Below are 16,645 nucleotides of genomic sequence, written 5' to 3' on the forward strand. Positions count from 1 at the left end.
TTCAAAAATCTTCTAACGAATTAGGCTTGATCAATTTCCAAAGCCACTCTATTAGCGGAATTTGTGGCTGCCTCCATTCCCCAACTTCTATTATCAGTATGAGCTCCTCCAAAATGAATTCTGCCATGGGGTGTCATAATGTGAGGCCAAAATTTTGATAATTCGCCTAAACCGCCGAAACCATGGCGTTCACAACCGTTTACAAATTCATCTGCTGACCAATCCTTAACTAACACCTGTTCAATATCAATATTAGATCTATTGCCAGGATAAAGTTCCCTGAATGCTTCTAACGTGCGTAAAGGATTTGTTCCTCCGGGTGCTTTAGCCATTAGCGAGACCCGCTTTGTATCTACTTCATCCGCAACTTCCCAAATCGTTCTCAAAGCAGGATGATTAAAGGTTAAATTTATGGTTGTATTATCTTTTAACCAGAATTTAGACCTGGCCTGAAATACAATTCTTGTGGTCTGGTCATATGCAAGATTATCAAAAATGAATATTTTTTCATCTGGTAATTGTGGAGTTATTTTAATTGTTCTAAGTGCAGTTGTTCGAAGACAGCAGGCCAGATAATCTGCTGATATTTCCTTTTCTTTTCCGAACTCTCTATATTTTACAGTTACTCCTGTTTCTCCATTTTTAATTTCTAAAATTTTGCAGCCAAGTTTTATTCTTGTACCTAACCGGCTGCCTAATTCATTGGTAAGCCTCTGATTACCTCCTTTGATGTGAAAAAGTTCGAAATCATCATCATAGCCGCGCTTATGCCTGATATAGGCCTGCCAAATAGCATACAAAGCAGAAGTATTATTTCCACCTAAAATGCTGCTGGCTGCATTTGATGCTCCTCCTTTCTTATATATTTCAGAAACTGGAACTTTTTCCAGATGATCATAACCAATTCCAAAAGGCTGATATTCATCGCTAAATTTATCGAAATAGGGTTTTAAATAGAGCATTTCCAGATTGGAGGAGGGGTTTGACTCAAGATATCTCGACTCGCTTTTGTTGAACCCGCCCAATTGCTTAATCCTTTGCTCATATTTTTCTTTTTGCATTTCATCAGTATACCAAATGTTGTCAATTCTGGTAAGCCTGTTTTCTCGATGAAAATAAGGAAGAACCGGGAGATTAAACTCTTCAATGTACTTCCAGTAATTTTTGTATCCTGGTCTTGTGAAGTTTTCTGCTCCAAAATCGGCATACAGTCCGTCAGCAAGGCCATCATGTACTGATAGTACAGCTCCACCATAGCGTCCCGATGCGTCTAAAACGATTACTTCATGACCCTTTTTAATTAATTCATATGCACAGCTAAGTCCGCTAATTCCTGCTCCCCCAACTATAACTTTTTTCTTTTTTCCGGCGGTTATTTGAGTTTTATCATGATTTTCTGGAGGGAGTTTAACATCAAAAACCTCGTTATCAACACCATATGGTAGAATAGTACCTATACTTCCAACAACTGCTTTTTTTATAAAATCTCTTCTTTCAATTTGACCCATATTATTAGGATGTTAAGTCACCTATTCGGAGCTGCTTTTTAATTCAAAAAAAGGGTTATATCTAATATTCTTTCAATTGTATTATAAAACTTAACTCGGATTGATTATAATTATTTTTAATCTGATTAAGAACAGTGCAAAAGGAAAATTTAAAAATCACCTGATGGTTGAGCTTCTATTAAAAGAAACTTTTTAAAAGAAACATCCACAAAAGGATTTGAAGATTGGATTCTCCCTAACTCTATATTGTCAAAATAATTTATCAATACATATTTTGTATTCTCTGCTAAACCTCTAAGTTCTATTTTTCCATTCCAGGAATCTGCATAAAAAGCATAGTATAAAGAACCATTCTTTTTTATCACGTGAGCTTCAGGCTTATCGTATCCTATATCATAAAGACTACCTAAGTATTCTTCCTTTGATAACATTTTTTCATTATAAAGCGAGAACCATTTACGCCAAATTTTCTCCTTCTCTTCAGTTAATAAAAACTTAGATGATTCTTCGTTCTCTCTGGAACTTGGTACAGTGAACTTGGTACCCAACACAGCTCCTATACCAAAGGAACTTGCAAAATCATTTCCATTATCACTCAATTCTACATGATCTCCGTAATAAGCAGTCTTTGGTACTAAAGCTTTGTATGTTTTTCCTTTATGCCGGATTTGCCAGCTCGATAAGGGATCAGAAGAAACCGCTTGATTCATAGATGCCATATTATAATACGACATGCAGGTTCCACAAGGACAATTCTCGATAACTGCATTTGGTTTGATCTGCCGGGCTTCAGCATAAATCATATGAAAAAAATCTGGTAGGCCCTGAGGAGCTTCTAGAGGGTTTTGGAGAGAATAATCTGGTGCCACAGCATTCATATGTTGCCCATCCATTTTCAATCCGTCAAAATCCCATTCGTTGAGAAAAAGATCCACAATATTTTTTGTATGTTCAATAGTTTCCTCCTTAGTGGGAGAAAGATAGTAGGCATTCCACCAAGTTATGAACTGAGGAGCACCATTTTCTTGTATTATCTTCATATTTGGATGTTGTTCTAGGGCTTGGCTCCCAGGGTCGGCAGCGAGTGGGGTCCACCATATCTTAGCTTTTAATCCATATCCATGTATTTTTTCCACTAACTTTTTAATTGCATCTTCACCTTCAGGAAATCTATTAGAAGCAGGTCTCCAATCCCCTTCGGCAACTTGAAATCCATCGTCTAACACAGCCCAGTCTATACCCAGGTCCTTCACTTTTGGGAGGGTGTTAACCACTTCTTCCATTGTGAATTCTCTTCCATATCCCCAGGCGCACCAGATTGGTTCAAAAGCAGCTGCCTCTGGCTCTACTATCTCTATCCCTTTTGCCTGCATGAGCTTTGAGTATCTGGCTAGATTATCATAATAGTCCCCCTTAGTAATAGAAACGAATGTCTCAAGGGTAGAAATGGTATCTTTTGTCTTAAATACGGTACGTTCACCAAATTCCTTTGAAATACCTACTAAGACCTTGGAATCTCTAAACATTTCCGTAGGAAGATTAATAAGTTCAGGTGTAAGAGATAAATGGCCTACTGCAATGTTTATGTCGGGTCTCCAAACGCTGGTAACCGGTATGCCACCTCCATAGTCAGTATCATTCATTCCCATGTAATTTTTTTGGTAATAACCAGGTTCTAGAGGTTTTATCCAATCACTTCGACTTGAAGATGAGCTACCTTGAAAAGCCCAAAAAGGAGGTTCATCTCCCTGGGGAAGAATTTTATAATTTTCATTGATCCATTTTTCAATAAAGACATCTTCATTAGATGCGTTTACATATTGCACTTCCCTTGTAATCAGACCAGGAAAATCGTCATAAGCGATTAATTTTAAATATTTTTCTAATTTTAGTCCATTCTTAGTAAATACTCCTTTTACCATCCATTCCCTTCCAGATAACTCCCCTTTTAAGGCTTTCTCCTTAACATCTTTTAATGCAAAGTCGGTGATCATCATATTATCAATAATAATTTTTTCTGAAGGTTGGTAATCAAGCATAATGGGCTTAGTGCCGGGGAGAGTAGAAGTGAGACGCGTATGAAGATTTGCATTTACTTCAAAAACTAAATTACCATGATTTATCTTTAGTGGTTCCTCTGATTCTTCGCTATTTGCAAAAGCTGTGATTGCCAACATTGCGAATAAAACCAGTGTTAGATTTAAAAACTTCTTTCTAATGTAATATTTGCTTTGCATTTTCATAATATATTTTATTTAAAACCTGGTCTGATAAGCCAAATCCATTTAAAGGCCAATGGTAACTAAACAAATCCTTTTGATAAAAATGTTCATCTTCGGTCTCCAAAATTCGGAAAGTAGTAGAATACATTGATGGCAACATTCCCATATCGGTACCATAAAGTAACCTGTCCGGATATTTGTTATAAAACTTCTTAACACGGCGTGGAATAGGAGCAGTTTCCGCGTAACGAGCAGCAATATCTGCATATAAATTAGGATACTTGTCAAAAAGATTGCCCAAAATCGTGAGATCATAGCTGGTATTAGCAAAGTGACATGCAATAAAATTTGTTTCAGGATTTTTGTTTACTGCATTTTCAAGAGTTTTTATAAGTTCCGGATGATTCAAAATTCCCTCCTTGTTCATATCTACCTTCCATTTCTTAGCATTCATGAGTCCGTCATTGTGCTCGTCGATGGGCTGATACATCCAGAATGGTTCTGCAACGTGGATACTTACAGGCATGCCTAGTTCTCCACATTTTTTAAGAAGGGGTGTCATCCTGTCGTCGTCAATATGCATACCTATAGCCGCTGTAGGTTTGGAATATAGCAAACCTTCCCCTTTATCTCCTAATTCTCCTATACCCCGTGCTCCTTTTTTATAACATCGCACCAATTCTTTTATAGCCTTATTAGTCCACCCAGGCTCTTTATACCCAGTATAGTCAATTCCGCACCATATCTCAAAACGATCCCCGTACTTAGAATAGACATCATATATGCTATCAAAGGCTTCTCCTGTTTGGTAGGTTTGTATGATTGTTTTTTCTATACCTGCTTTGTCCATGGTTGCAACCCACTTTTCAATTTCTGAAATAGATTTTGCGTATGGATGGGAATGAATGTCGATTACTGGAAATTTTGCCTTTACTGGAGAGGTCTTTTGTATTTCGTATAAAGAAACAGGATTATAATCTTTTAAAAGTATGTCCCCTTCTTGCCCGAAGGAGAATTCTGCAGTTAGAATAAGGACTAAAAAGGTCGTAAAAATTTTTGATGTCATATTATTAATTTTTAATGGGAGTTATTCGATATTTTTTTCAGTATATACTTAGGATGTTAATTGATATTCTATATCTCTAATTATTTCAATTTTCAGATGATATTTGTTGATCATACCTTGAAGAATATTTTCTTTTGATATAACCAAAAGCATAAATACCACTGAATTAAGAATAATATTATGGAGGACATAATTAAAATTGCAGAGTGAGTTAATCCTATTGGGGAAATAATACCATTTACTATTGTGTAGGAATAATCATAGAGCCAGTGATGAACGACGATTTCGAAGAAAAGATAAATAAATATAGAATTCATTCCCACTATAGTGAAAAAGCTCAAAAATTTTTTGTGTTTCAGTAGGTCTATCCAATAATAAAGAAAAGCCAATGCTAATAAGCACCATCCTCCTGAAACAAGTGTGAAGGAAGAAGTAGCAATTTTTTTGATAATTGGGGTGATGTCTAAAATATCAAGGAGATAACCCGTGAATAGAGTAATTACCCCAAAAATTATAATATAACCAAGCTTACCTTTAACAGTGTGTTTCCTAAGCAACCACTTACCTGCAACGGCACCCCAAATTGTATGTGCAGCTGTTGGAATGGCATTTACAGCAACCCAACCGCCAGAATTTATCTTATTCATAAGAATCAAGTCAATATAATTGCCAAAATTATGTTGATTTATAAATGGTTGGTCGAAACCGGGGATATTAGTAAAACGATATAACCATTCAGTTAATACAAGCAGTCCAATACTAAATAGAATTTGATAACTCGGTTTCCATCGAAATATTAGAAAAGCAACTAGCAAGGTAAACGACAATTGTGATAATACGTTCCAGAGTTCAAATGACAAGCTATCACCCCTCACAGCATAAATCAAAATTCCCCAAAAGAGTAACCACATACTTCGCTTCAAAGTTCTTGTTGCCTGTTGTTCCCATGGCCGACCTTTAGAAGTTTGTTTTGTAAGTGAAAAAGCCATGGCTGTTCCGGCAATAAACATAAACGCTGGTTGAATGAGATCCCAGAAGCGTAATCCGTGCCAGGCATGATGAGTAAACTGAACAGCTATAGAGTGCAAAAAGGAAGATGGGGTACTTGTATTGACAAGATGTTTATATAAGCCTGCTGCTTCCAACATTAAAAGAACCATAATTAATCCTCGATAGAAATCCAGGGAAAGGAGTCTTTCATTCTTTTTTACTACTTCACTTGATTCATTTTTTTTCAATGAATCAACATGACCTGACAAAACAGTATTTTTTCTCGTAGGTTCTTTAATTTTCACATTATCATTCTCCATTATCATCTTAATTTTAATTAATAATGTTATTGGCTATACGTAATTGTCTCTATGCAATTCTGTTTATTCAAATTTTAACAGATACCTTCATTTTGTAAAGCCTAATGCAGGATCTGTAATTATTAGATCTTAAAATCCTCCCTGTATTAATAATCTTCTATTTTTCTTGCATTCTCATGATAAATACTTTTCAGGACATCCTTATTTAGTGAAAGACCGTACATTGGCCATTTGTAACCAACCAGGTCTGTTAGATAAAAATGTTCATCTTGGGTTTCAAGAACTCTGAAAGTCATTCGAAACATTTCCTCGAGATCGGTATTATTACCATAATCACTCTGCTTGTCCCATACCTCCCAGCCATAGTCAGTTCCATAAACAATACGATCTTGATATTTTGTGAAAAAGGCTGCGGTACCGCGTGGAATTGTAGAAAACTCAGCAAAACGTGCAGAGATGTCAGCATAAAGATTTGGGAATTCATCAAACAATCCCCCTAAAATTGAAAGATCATATGTGCAATTTGCCAAATGAGAAGCTACAAAAATAGTGTTGGGATGACGGTCAAGGGTGTTAGAGAAAATATCCATGAGTCCATTAAAATCAACTTTCTTTTCCTTATCGGTAACTCTCCAGGTCCAGGACCGGGGTAAGCCATCGTTAATTGAATCCATGTTTTCATACATCCAAATGGGATCGGCCATGTGTAGATTGACTGGAATTTTTAATTCTGCACAGGCTTCAAATAGTGCATCCATTCTTGGGTCATCGGGATGTAAACCTTCGACTAACCCCGTGCCTTTGTCATGAAGTTCTCCCACCCCGGCAGCCCCTTTTTCTACACATCGGCGAAGTTCCTTTAATGATCTTTGCTGCCAGCCTTTTTTTTCAAAATCAGAGAGGTCGAATCCGCAGTAAACATCAAAGCGAGCTGGGTAATTTGAGTATAGTGCATAAATTGAATCAAATTTTGCACCGGTGGCATTGGTTAATACAACAGATTTTTCAATGCCTAATTTGTCCATTATTTCAACTCGCTTGGCAATATCTTTAGCGTTTTTAGTATAATGGTGCGCATGCATGTCTATTACAGAAAATTCAGCCTTATCTATCTCAGTAGCCTGTACTTTATATACTGAACGTGGATTCCAGTCTTTTTGTAAAAGCATCTCCGGACTTGTCTTTTCAACATGACCCCGGTCATTACTTTGATTACAACCAGCAATTGTAATAATTAGCAGTCCTGCAACAATTGGCCAAATAATGTTTTTCATAATTTGATATTTTAATTTCTTAAACAAAAGAAAGTGGAGCCCTCGTTTTCCATTTACCTTTTGTAAAGTCGGGAACATCTACCGTTTTGCTGTTGTTTGCAACTGATTTTACAGTTAAAGGAAATATAATGCTACTTGTTACAGAATCATAAACATCAAAATAAGGTGTACTACCTTCACGCAGTGCCTTAATCAATAAATGCCAGGTTAAAGGCGTTTTGTTTCCGCTCCCTCCATGTCCTCTTATTGCCGATTTACGTGGTGCCGGGTTATAATTTTTAAGTAAGGGGTGTTTATATTCTTCTAAATATTTACTGGCCGATTCCCACTGATGTGCTTTCGGACTTCTCCCCTCAAGATAAATTTTAGGTTCTTCTAGTGCGCCTCCATTTAAATAAACGCCTTTTGTTCCTTGAATTTTGAATAATTCCCTGGGGTGGGGGGTATTAGTGTCATAATTTAAGGTGATCAATTTTCCATTTACAGTTCGTATTAAAGTAGCGTTCACATCGCCTTGTTTGAATTTCATCTTGGCCTGCTCAGAATTTTTCCCATAATTTAGAACTGCATAATCATGGAGCATTTCTGCTTTTGAACTCATCGAAACCAAATGATCCATTCTATCCCCATGATTTATATTTTCGTAAGCCATTATTTTGTTCATAGGATGATCAGGATACAGATTTCCGTTGTGAGTTACATCGTATGCTAAACGCCAGGGTTCTTCTGCAGGATTGTTTTTTACAAATCTGAGATCATGCACATAACCACTCTCTGAATGCAATATTTCACCGAACACTCCCTTTTGTACCATGTTTAATAAAGTAAGGCCATCAGTGCTTTCCAACATTGCCTGTTCCAATGCAAGGGATGCCCATTTTCCTGTTTTTTCAAAAGTTTCAACCAATTCCCAGGCATCATCCACAGTTAGTATAATTGGGACTTCACAAACCGCATGTTTATTATTTCTCATAGCTGCAAGACAAATAGGTGCATGCCATTCCCAGGAGGTAGAACAAATTACCGCATCCAATTCTTCTTCTTCACATAGCCGTCTGAAGTCTGTTGGCCCTCGATCATATAATGTTGGAGTTGGTTGACCGGATTCCTCTATCCATCTTTTTGCCCGGTATAGCCGTTCAGGTTTGATTTCACAAATTGCCGGCACAACTACTCCTTCCATGCCTAATGCAACATCTAGATGATAGGAGCCTCTACCTCCAATTCCTACAAAGCCCAAGCGCACTGGTTTGTCATTATTTGCTAAACTTTGTGGCATTAAGTCAAAAGGTAAGCCAGACCCCATCATAGCAATACCACCCATGGCCATGGAGGAATTTGTTAAGAATTTTCTACGGCTATAATCACTATCGCTCATAATTCAATGTTTAATTGTTTATTTTAAGAGAAACCCAATTTTTTTTGTGCATTCTTGAAATAGATTTTATCAATAACCTTTTTAGGTAATTTAAGCCCTCTAAAACTCCCATGGCCTTTTAGGTTCATTTTATGGTCTGTAGCAAAAAACCTCCAGTCTTCTATCCAATTGTTGTGGATTTTATTTTTTATTTTTTCCGGGTTTTCCGAAGAATTAATGCTTGTGTCAGTGGCATAAATCAATCTATCCTGATATTTGATAAAAAAATTTCGTGTTTTTTCCCGGTTCCTTATTGTATGTAATTGAAGGTTTGATATTCGAGAAAGGTCTACATCCATATTGGGATATTTGTCTAACCTTTTAGCTAGTTCCTCTAAATTCCATTCCATACTTCCTAAATGAGCTCCTATAAATTTTAGTTCAGGATGCTTATTAAGCATATTGTCTCTTGCATTTATTTGGTCCCAATAGGAAGGAAATTCCGGATGCAGATACATGTGATATTCCGGATGAGAACCATAATAGTTTTGGCTGAAAGTCATTTCATCTAATGGAAGCCAGCAATCTCTGGGTTCGCCATTATGCCCTATAACTGCAATATTTTTTTTGGATAGAAAATCTAAGATTAGGTCTAACCTGGGGTTATCGACCATTACAAAATTCCCTTTGGCATCTCGTAAGTCCATTCCGATATTTTTCCAGATTTTGACTGCTTTAGCCCCTTTAGAAAAAGAATTCTCTAAATGAGAAATTGTTTTACTGAGCCAATTGTCGTTCTCCCAATCATCTACTGAAAATGTTGTCGCAAAAATCATTTGATCAGAAAAATCTTCAAAATGGCTTATGGCAACCTTCTCCTGTTCTTCCATGGGCAAACCAAAAGGTCGATCATCAACAATATTTAAGAATTTGAAATTGTCTTTTTTTACCAAGTCTATGAAATAAGTATCGTATGTATTTATATGAATATGACTATCAAACTTTTTGACATATTGATAATCTTCCATATCGTAATATGAACTCACTACTTGTGTTACTTCATAATCACAGCATACTGATCTTGGCGTTGAAAAACATAGAAGAAGCCAAAACGGCATTAAATTAAACCTCATATTCAAAAACTTACTCATATGTTTATTATCGTTTTTCTTGTTTTTAGACTTCTTTGGTATTACACTATGGTTTTTGAGTTAAATTTGGTTTCGGAACTAATTTCACTTCCGGCTTATAAAAAAATCATCCATAGATTTATTATGACAACCAGTTGTGTGAACAATACCTTTTTATAACTCTATTATATTTTTTAAGGCACTTAGATATTCTCAACAACATATAGCGATTCAGACTTAGCATCATTGGAGTTTGACCTCGTAATAATCGCCGCGGAAGATGTATCGGGATCAACCTTCAGATCTTAAAACAATTACACCAACATTTATTTTGCAACAAAACAGTCATGTCATACATGTAAAATCATTTAATTCTTCACCAGAGAACTTCAGTGGTTGAACGGGATAGTTATGAGCACTCCTAGTATATCCTCATAAAATATTCTCAATAACCGACTCTTGTAGTTCAACTAGTTACCATTCTGATTTGAAGGTTATTCCTGTCTATCTCTGCAGGAATCAATCTTCATAAGATATCTATAAAGCAGTATTTTCACGAATCTTATAAATAAGAATTTTTGGGAATCTCTAATCATTTTGTTTGGTGTTCTGATTTATTTATTTCACTTCGAATAAATTCTTAAAATAAGGTTTCATAACTATAAAAAACATTTTATATCTTTCGAAAACTTTTACTAAAGTAATTATTAATTTGATTTAATAAAATTAAAATGCCGATTTATGTGGAATAATTTCAAAAAATTCATAAAAAGATTTAATTTATGTATTAAGGAATGGAATAATACTTTTCATTTAAGAAAATGAATAAAATAAAATATAAGTTATATTGTAGGGTTACATTTTGTTAATTGTAAGTATCGGCTTTTAAAGCTTTTATAATTACTGGAATAAGTTGTGTCGATCCTAAAAAGATATAACCAATTATTCTTACTATCCCACAGATTATAATTTTCGTTAAATAATCCAAAAATTAGAATCATGAAAATATCTTTTTACAGGAGGCTTTTAAAAGCTTTAATTTTTTTGATGTCCTCTTTTTATATTGTAAATGCCCAAAGAGCAACAGACTCCTCGAGAGTAAGGCTTCTTTCTAATGAAAATTGGTGGGCAGGTGTTGTAAGGGATGGGAATTTAATGCCCTTTGGCTCGGGGTCTGCATACTCAGTAAATATGTGGGCAAATAATAAGGGGAATCAAATTCAACCTTTACTTTTATCTGATAAAGGAAGGGTTATCTGGTCCGACTCACCTATAAAATTCTCTATTAATGAAAATATAATTAAGGTTGAATCATTTGGTTCGCCAATTGAAATCTCTCAAGCAAATGGTAAAAGCAATTTAAAAGATGCTTTTAAATACGCTTCGTTTAAATATTTTCCCCCATCTGGTAAAATTCCTGATATCCTTCTGTTTACAAAACCTCAATACAACACATGGATTGAACTCATGTATGACCAGAACCAAAAGGATATTCTGGAATATGCAGAAAATATTGTCTCTAACGGGTTTCCCCCTGGTGTCATAATGATTGATGATAACTGGCAGGAGGATTACGGTAAGTGGGAATTTCACAAAGGAAGGTTCAGTGAACCTAAAGCTATGGTTAATTCATTACATGCAATGGGATTCAAGGTTATGCTTTGGGTTTGCCCTTTTATTAGTCCGGACAGCGATATTTATAGAGAACTGAAAACTAAAAAATATCTCATCCAGGAAACCACAGGTGATAATAACCCTTTAATCGTGCGTTGGTGGAATGGTGCCAGTGCAGTATTGGATTTCACTAATCCTGGAGCAGTTGAATGGTTTAAAGAACAACTCCATACTCTTAGCAATACCTATGGAATTGATGGTTTTAAATTTGATGCAGGTGACAGCTATTTTTATAAGGGGCCATTACTATCCTACAAAGAGGTGACACCAAATTATCATACATTAACTTTTCAACAATTTGGGCTTGAATATCCGCTGAATGAATATAGAGCCAGCTGGAAAATGGGAGGGCAGCCACTTGCACAAAGATTACACGATAAAGATCATAATTGGGAAGATTTACAGATATTAATACCTCAGATGCTTCTTCAGGGAATTATTGGATATCCTTTCAATGCACCGGACATGATTGGAGGAGGCCAATTTGGTTCCTTTCTTAATCTTGATGCCGTAGATCAGGAATTGATCGTACGTTCCACGCAAGTCCATGCTCTTATGCCAATGATGCAATTTTCAGTAGCCCCCTGGCGGGTTTTAGATGAAGAACATTTGAAGGCCGTTAAAACAGCTGTGGGAGTAAGGGAGCATTATATGCCCGTCATTTTAGATTTAGTCGAAAAGGCTGCAAAAAACGGAGATCCTATTGTTAGGTTGATGGAATATGAATTTCCTGATGCCGGTTTTGAAGAAATAAAAGATCAGTTCATGTTGGGCAGCGATATATTGGTAGCCCCTGTCTTAAAAAAAGGAGCCTCTTCAAGGAAAGTAATGTTTCCGAAAGGTGAATGGATCTGGAAAGGTAAAAACTACAAGGGTGGGACTACGACTGAAGTGACGGTTGGCCTGGATGATTTACCGGTATTTCGAAGAAAATGAACTTTGATACAATCCACAAAAAATTTCATTTAATTTGATAATGCAAAACAAATAAAAAGGATTCGAAAATTTTTTAGTTTCATTTAATTTGTTTTAATTTGAAATTAACAAGTTCAGAAATTCATTCCTGTTAGAAAACAATAATTATAAGAACTTCAGAAGAAGGCTATCTTTCGATAATTTTCATTTGATTATTAGCTATGATAAACCTTTAAAGATTTTTGAATTATGCATTTAAAAATCAAGGCTGTTAAAGGTTGTGCTTAAATTCTAAAGTAATGAATGATTTCATTCGGGTTCTGTGGAAAATTATAGGACTGTGCTACTGAACCTGCTTTATAACTTTTAAAAAAGGTTAAAAGTAAAATGGAGTTGAACAAATAATTGATAACGGCAATCGAGAAAACAAAAATTTGCAAGTTCTAAAGAAATGTTATCAGAAGATATTAAAGGTTTTTTTAAATCTTGATCATGAACCTATTGAAAAAAACTCACAATGATTTTATCAGTGTGCCCAAATCCTTCAATTGATTGTTACGCATGGTTAGATGACTTTAGGCCAGGAAGAGTGAATAGGATACGGAGATTAATTGAATATCCTGGAGGGAAAGGTGTTCACGTTGCTCTTGCGATTAAGGAACTTGGAGAAAATGTGGATCTTTTTGGTTTTTGGGCTGGAGGTGCGGGCGATTGGATTCAAAAAATCTGTAGTGACAAAAACATTAAAATATCTGGCATATCTTTAGAAGGAAACAATAGGAAATGCTATACTTTTCGTTCTACTGATCAAAGATTTTCGAATACGGAAATTCTCGAACCTGGACCCGAAATGAAAATTGAAGAATGGGAGCAATTCAAAATTTCTTTTAGTAAAGAGATTAATGGAGCTAGTTTGATAAGTCTTTCAGGATCATGGCCAAAAAATGCTCCAGAGGATGCCTATCTTCAGTTAAACCTTCTGGCTCAATCAAAAAATAAGAAAGTTTTTCTCGATTGTAGTGGTAGTCAGCTAGAGCAGGTACTTAGTACTTCTTTTTTCGGGCTTCATTTAAATGAAAAGGAGGCAATGGCACTTTGCGGCAGTATTGAAATGAAAGACTTACTAAAGAAGCTTAATAATAAAGTTGAACTGGTAGCCCTTACAAGGGGGGAAAGAGGACTTTTGATGAGCTACAAAGGTAAAATTTATGAAGCTAACGTCGCTATTGATAATGTAATAAGTACAGTAGGGAGTGGCGATTGCCTTACTGCCGGAATTTTATGGGCCCTGCAGCAGGAAATGGATCCAAAGGATATAGCCGCTTATGGAGTGGCCTGTGGTGCTGCAAATTGCATCCATGAAGAACTTGGTATGTTAAAGAAGGAAGATGTTAAGAAGTTGTTTCCAAAAGTAAAATGTAAAATAATAAATAATGACCTCTAAGAAAATTTTAGTTGTAGGCGAACTTAACATTGATCTTATTCTGAATAAAATACAGGGTTTTCCTAAAATCGGTACGGAAATCGTGGCTGATTCCATGGATTTCACCTTAGGAAGTTCATCTGCTATTATGGCATCCAATATCTCAATATTGGGAGTGGATACTACATTTTGCGGGGTAATCGGGAACGATAATTTTGGAGATTTTGTCCTTAACCAGCTTCAATTTAAAAAGGTGGATACACAATTTATTCAACGGTCAGAAAAAAGTAAAACTGGCGTAACGGTTGTAATGAGTTACGATCAGGATCGGGCAAATATCACCTACTGTGGCGCTATGAAAGATCTGAATAAAAATTCAATCCCTTGGTCAGACATCCAGAATTTTCATCATATGCACATTTCCAGTTATTTTCTTCAGGAGGGAATTAAGGATGATATCTCCTGGATCTTCAAAAAGGCTAAAGAATCTGGACTTTCAACCTCCCTGGATCTTCAGTATGATCCTGAAGAAAAATGGGATTTTAATTATAAAGAGTGCCTTCCTTATGTAGATATTTTTTTGCCAAATGAAGATGAACTTTTAATGCTTACAGGACAGGAAAATCAAGAAGTTGCTATTGGAAAAATCAAACCTTTTTCAAATACGATTGTTATTAAATTAGGAAAAAACGGTAGCCGGCTTATAAATAACAAATCTGACATAAAAGCCGCACCTTATCTTAATAAAAAATACAAAGACGCCATTGGTGCAGGAGATTCATTTAATGCCGGTTTTATTCAAAAATTCTTAGAAGGTGCTTCGCCCGAAGATTGTCTTAAAAATGGAAATCTCATGGGATCTCTGAGTACTACCTGTGCTGGAGGAACAACAGCTTTTTCATCAAAAGAACATATAGAAGCACAAATTGAATCCTTACTTATAAACAATAACAATGAAGATTAAAGAGAAATTACAGCAATTTACGAAAGAAGGAAGAGGACTCTTAGCTACCAATTTTTATAATCTAGAAACATTACACGGGGTATTAAGAGCAGCAGCTGATTTAAATGAACCTTTAATTTTACAACTTACTCAAAGTTCTATTGATTATATGGGATTGGAAACAGCTGTAGTTTTAGGCCGAACCGGTCTAAAAGAATTTGGAGTTGAAGGATGGATCCATCTTGATCATGGCGGGTCGGTAGAATTGGCTCAAAAGTGTCTTGATGCAGGATTTGATTCTGTAATGATTGATGGCAGTGAACTTCCTTTTGAAGAAAATATAAAAATAACTAAAGAGGTGGTGAAAAGAGCCAAATCCTATGGTGCACATGTGGAAGCAGAATTAGGATATGTTGCTAAATTGGGGCAATCTCATGATCAACAAGGTTTTACACAACCTCAGCAAGCAAAAAGTTTTGTAGAAGAAACCGGAATCGATGCTCTTGCAGTTGCCATAGGTACTGCACATGGTTTTTATAGACAGGAGCCAGAGCTGCAACTGGAGTTGCTTTCCGATATTGCTAAAATCACTCCGGCTACACTCGTACTGCATGGAGGTTCAGGGGTGCCTGCCCAGCAATTACAGGCTGCAATTTCTAGAGGTATCTGTAAAGTGAACCTTGCTACAGAGATTAAAAATATTTTTATGAAGACTCTTCAAGAGGAGCTTAGGAACAATGAAGAAATAGATTTAAGAAAGGTGTTCCCGAAAGCCACTGCAGAAATCACTCATCTGGTAAAAGGGAAGCTCTTAACCGTCAAAAATGAAAAGCAATGATTAAAAAATTTATTGATGCACATGTTCATCTAAATACAACTTCCACTGAAAAGTTGGAGAAAGCAATGGAGTACAATGCTTCATTTCTATCTATAAATACTAATATTCCTTTTTTTGAATCAATTGAGAAGCAGGAAGAGGTGATACTCGAACTTCAACAAAAATATCCAGGTAAGATTCAATTCATTACAAGTTTCGATTTTAGGGATTGGGGAAAAGAAAATTTCGCTGAAGGAGCTATCGCTCAAATCAAACGCGGTATGGACAATGGCGCAGTAGGAGTAAAAATATGGAAAGACGTTGGCTTTGATCTGCATGATGAAAATGGGAATTTTGTGATGATAGATCATCCTGTTTTTGATCCTATTTTTAATTACTTGGTTAAAAATGATATTCTGCTCATTGGCCATCAAGGTGAACCCCGTAATTGTTGGTTGCCCCTGGAACAAATGACAGTAGATAGCGATAGGGAATATTTCAAAGCACACCCTGAATACCATATGTTCCTCCAAAAGGATTATCCAAGCTATGAAGATCAAATGAATGCGAGAGATCATATGTTAGAAAAATTTCCGGATTTGAGATATGTGGGACTCCACCTATTCAGCATGGAATACAGTATTGGGGAGGTGGGAACACGACTTGATAAATATCCAAACACTACAACTGATGTTGCTGAAAGGACATGCCACCTTCAGCTACAGGCGAAAGAAGATCATGAAGCGGTTCGTAATTTTTGTATTAAATATCAGGATAGAATTATGTACGGTACAGATGTAATTGATGATGGGAGTACTTCCCCTGAAGAAATTGCAGCAAAGTTTGAACACCTGTGGAACTTCCATTATAGATTCTTTGCCACCGATGAAATTCTGGAAGCACCAGAATTTCAAGGTTCATTCAAAGGCTTAAATCTTCCTGAAAAAGTTGTAGAAAAGATTTTTTACCATAACGCTAAAAAAACCTATCAATTTCAATATTAAGT

At 35.9% G+C, this 16,645-nt stretch carries 12 protein-coding genes; 5 read left to right on the forward strand and 7 right to left on the reverse strand.

Annotated features, from left to right (window positions below; genetic code table 11):
• Positions 1 to 20 precede the first annotated feature (20 nt).
• The 7 genes from LU635_RS03150 to LU635_RS03180 all read right to left on the reverse strand — a co-directional run bounded on the left by LU635_RS03150 (position 21) and on the right by LU635_RS03180 (position 9,765).
• Positions 21 to 1,508, reverse strand: coding sequence for a flavin monoamine oxidase family protein (locus LU635_RS03150; protein WP_240096098.1), 1,488 nt, complete (start codon positions 1,506 to 1,508; stop codon positions 21 to 23).
• 149 nt (positions 1,509 to 1,657) lie between these two features.
• Positions 1,658 to 3,751: a glycoside hydrolase family 36 protein gene (locus LU635_RS03155; RefSeq protein WP_240096100.1), complete on the reverse strand. Its 2,094-nt coding sequence runs from the start codon at positions 3,749 to 3,751 to the stop codon at positions 1,658 to 1,660.
• Positions 3,723 to 4,796, reverse strand: coding sequence for an amidohydrolase family protein (locus tag LU635_RS03160; protein WP_240096102.1), 1,074 nt, complete (start codon positions 4,794 to 4,796; stop codon positions 3,723 to 3,725). Before LU635_RS03160 ends, LU635_RS03155 begins: the two co-directional genes overlap by 29 nt.
• A gap of 110 nt (positions 4,797 to 4,906) precedes the next feature.
• Positions 4,907 to 6,106 carry an acyltransferase family protein gene (locus LU635_RS03165; RefSeq protein WP_240096104.1) on the reverse strand — a complete coding sequence of 400 codons (1,200 nt, stop codon included), beginning with the start codon at positions 6,104 to 6,106 and terminating at the stop codon, positions 4,907 to 4,909.
• 146 nt (positions 6,107 to 6,252) lie between these two features.
• Positions 6,253 to 7,380, reverse strand: a complete 1,128-nt coding sequence (locus LU635_RS03170) for an amidohydrolase family protein (protein ID WP_240096106.1) — start codon at positions 7,378 to 7,380, stop codon at positions 6,253 to 6,255.
• A 19-nt stretch (positions 7,381 to 7,399) separates the two neighbouring features.
• Positions 7,400 to 8,758: a Gfo/Idh/MocA family protein gene (locus LU635_RS03175; RefSeq protein ID WP_240096107.1), complete on the reverse strand. Its 1,359-nt coding sequence runs from the start codon at positions 8,756 to 8,758 to the stop codon at positions 7,400 to 7,402.
• A gap of 23 nt (positions 8,759 to 8,781) precedes the next feature.
• Positions 8,782 to 9,765 (reverse strand): amidohydrolase family protein, encoded by a 984-nt coding sequence (locus LU635_RS03180; protein WP_240096109.1) that lies wholly within the window; start codon positions 9,763 to 9,765, stop codon positions 8,782 to 8,784.
• 1,101 nt (positions 9,766 to 10,866) lie between these two features.
• Between LU635_RS03180 and LU635_RS03185 the strand changes: the two genes are divergently transcribed.
• The 5 genes from LU635_RS03185 to LU635_RS03205 all read left to right on the forward strand — a co-directional run bounded on the left by LU635_RS03185 (position 10,867) and on the right by LU635_RS03205 (position 16,643).
• Positions 10,867 to 12,477, forward strand: coding sequence for a glycoside hydrolase family 31 protein (locus tag LU635_RS03185; protein ID WP_240096112.1), 1,611 nt, complete (start codon positions 10,867 to 10,869; stop codon positions 12,475 to 12,477).
• A 496-nt stretch (positions 12,478 to 12,973) separates the two neighbouring features.
• Complete coding sequence (locus tag LU635_RS03190) at positions 12,974 to 13,900, forward strand: 1-phosphofructokinase family hexose kinase (protein ID WP_240096114.1); 927 nt, start codon at positions 12,974 to 12,976, stop codon at positions 13,898 to 13,900.
• The gene (locus tag LU635_RS03195; RefSeq protein WP_240096116.1) at positions 13,890 to 14,843 is read left to right on the forward strand and encodes a carbohydrate kinase family protein; all 954 of its coding nucleotides are present in this window, start codon (positions 13,890 to 13,892) and stop codon (positions 14,841 to 14,843) included. Before LU635_RS03190 ends, LU635_RS03195 begins: the two co-directional genes overlap by 11 nt.
• Entirely contained in the window at positions 14,833 to 15,660 is an 828-nt protein-coding gene (locus LU635_RS03200) for a class II fructose-bisphosphate aldolase (protein WP_240096118.1), read from the forward strand. Before LU635_RS03195 ends, LU635_RS03200 begins: the two co-directional genes overlap by 11 nt.
• Positions 15,657 to 16,643: an amidohydrolase family protein gene (locus LU635_RS03205; protein ID WP_240096120.1), complete on the forward strand. Its 987-nt coding sequence runs from the start codon at positions 15,657 to 15,659 to the stop codon at positions 16,641 to 16,643. The genes LU635_RS03200 and LU635_RS03205 overlap by 4 nt, the downstream gene beginning before the upstream one ends.
• Positions 16,644 to 16,645 lie beyond the last annotated feature (2 nt).

This window comes from Christiangramia crocea (assembly GCF_022410465.1).
In the GTDB taxonomy this organism is placed as follows: domain Bacteria; phylum Bacteroidota; class Bacteroidia; order Flavobacteriales; family Flavobacteriaceae; genus Christiangramia; species Christiangramia crocea.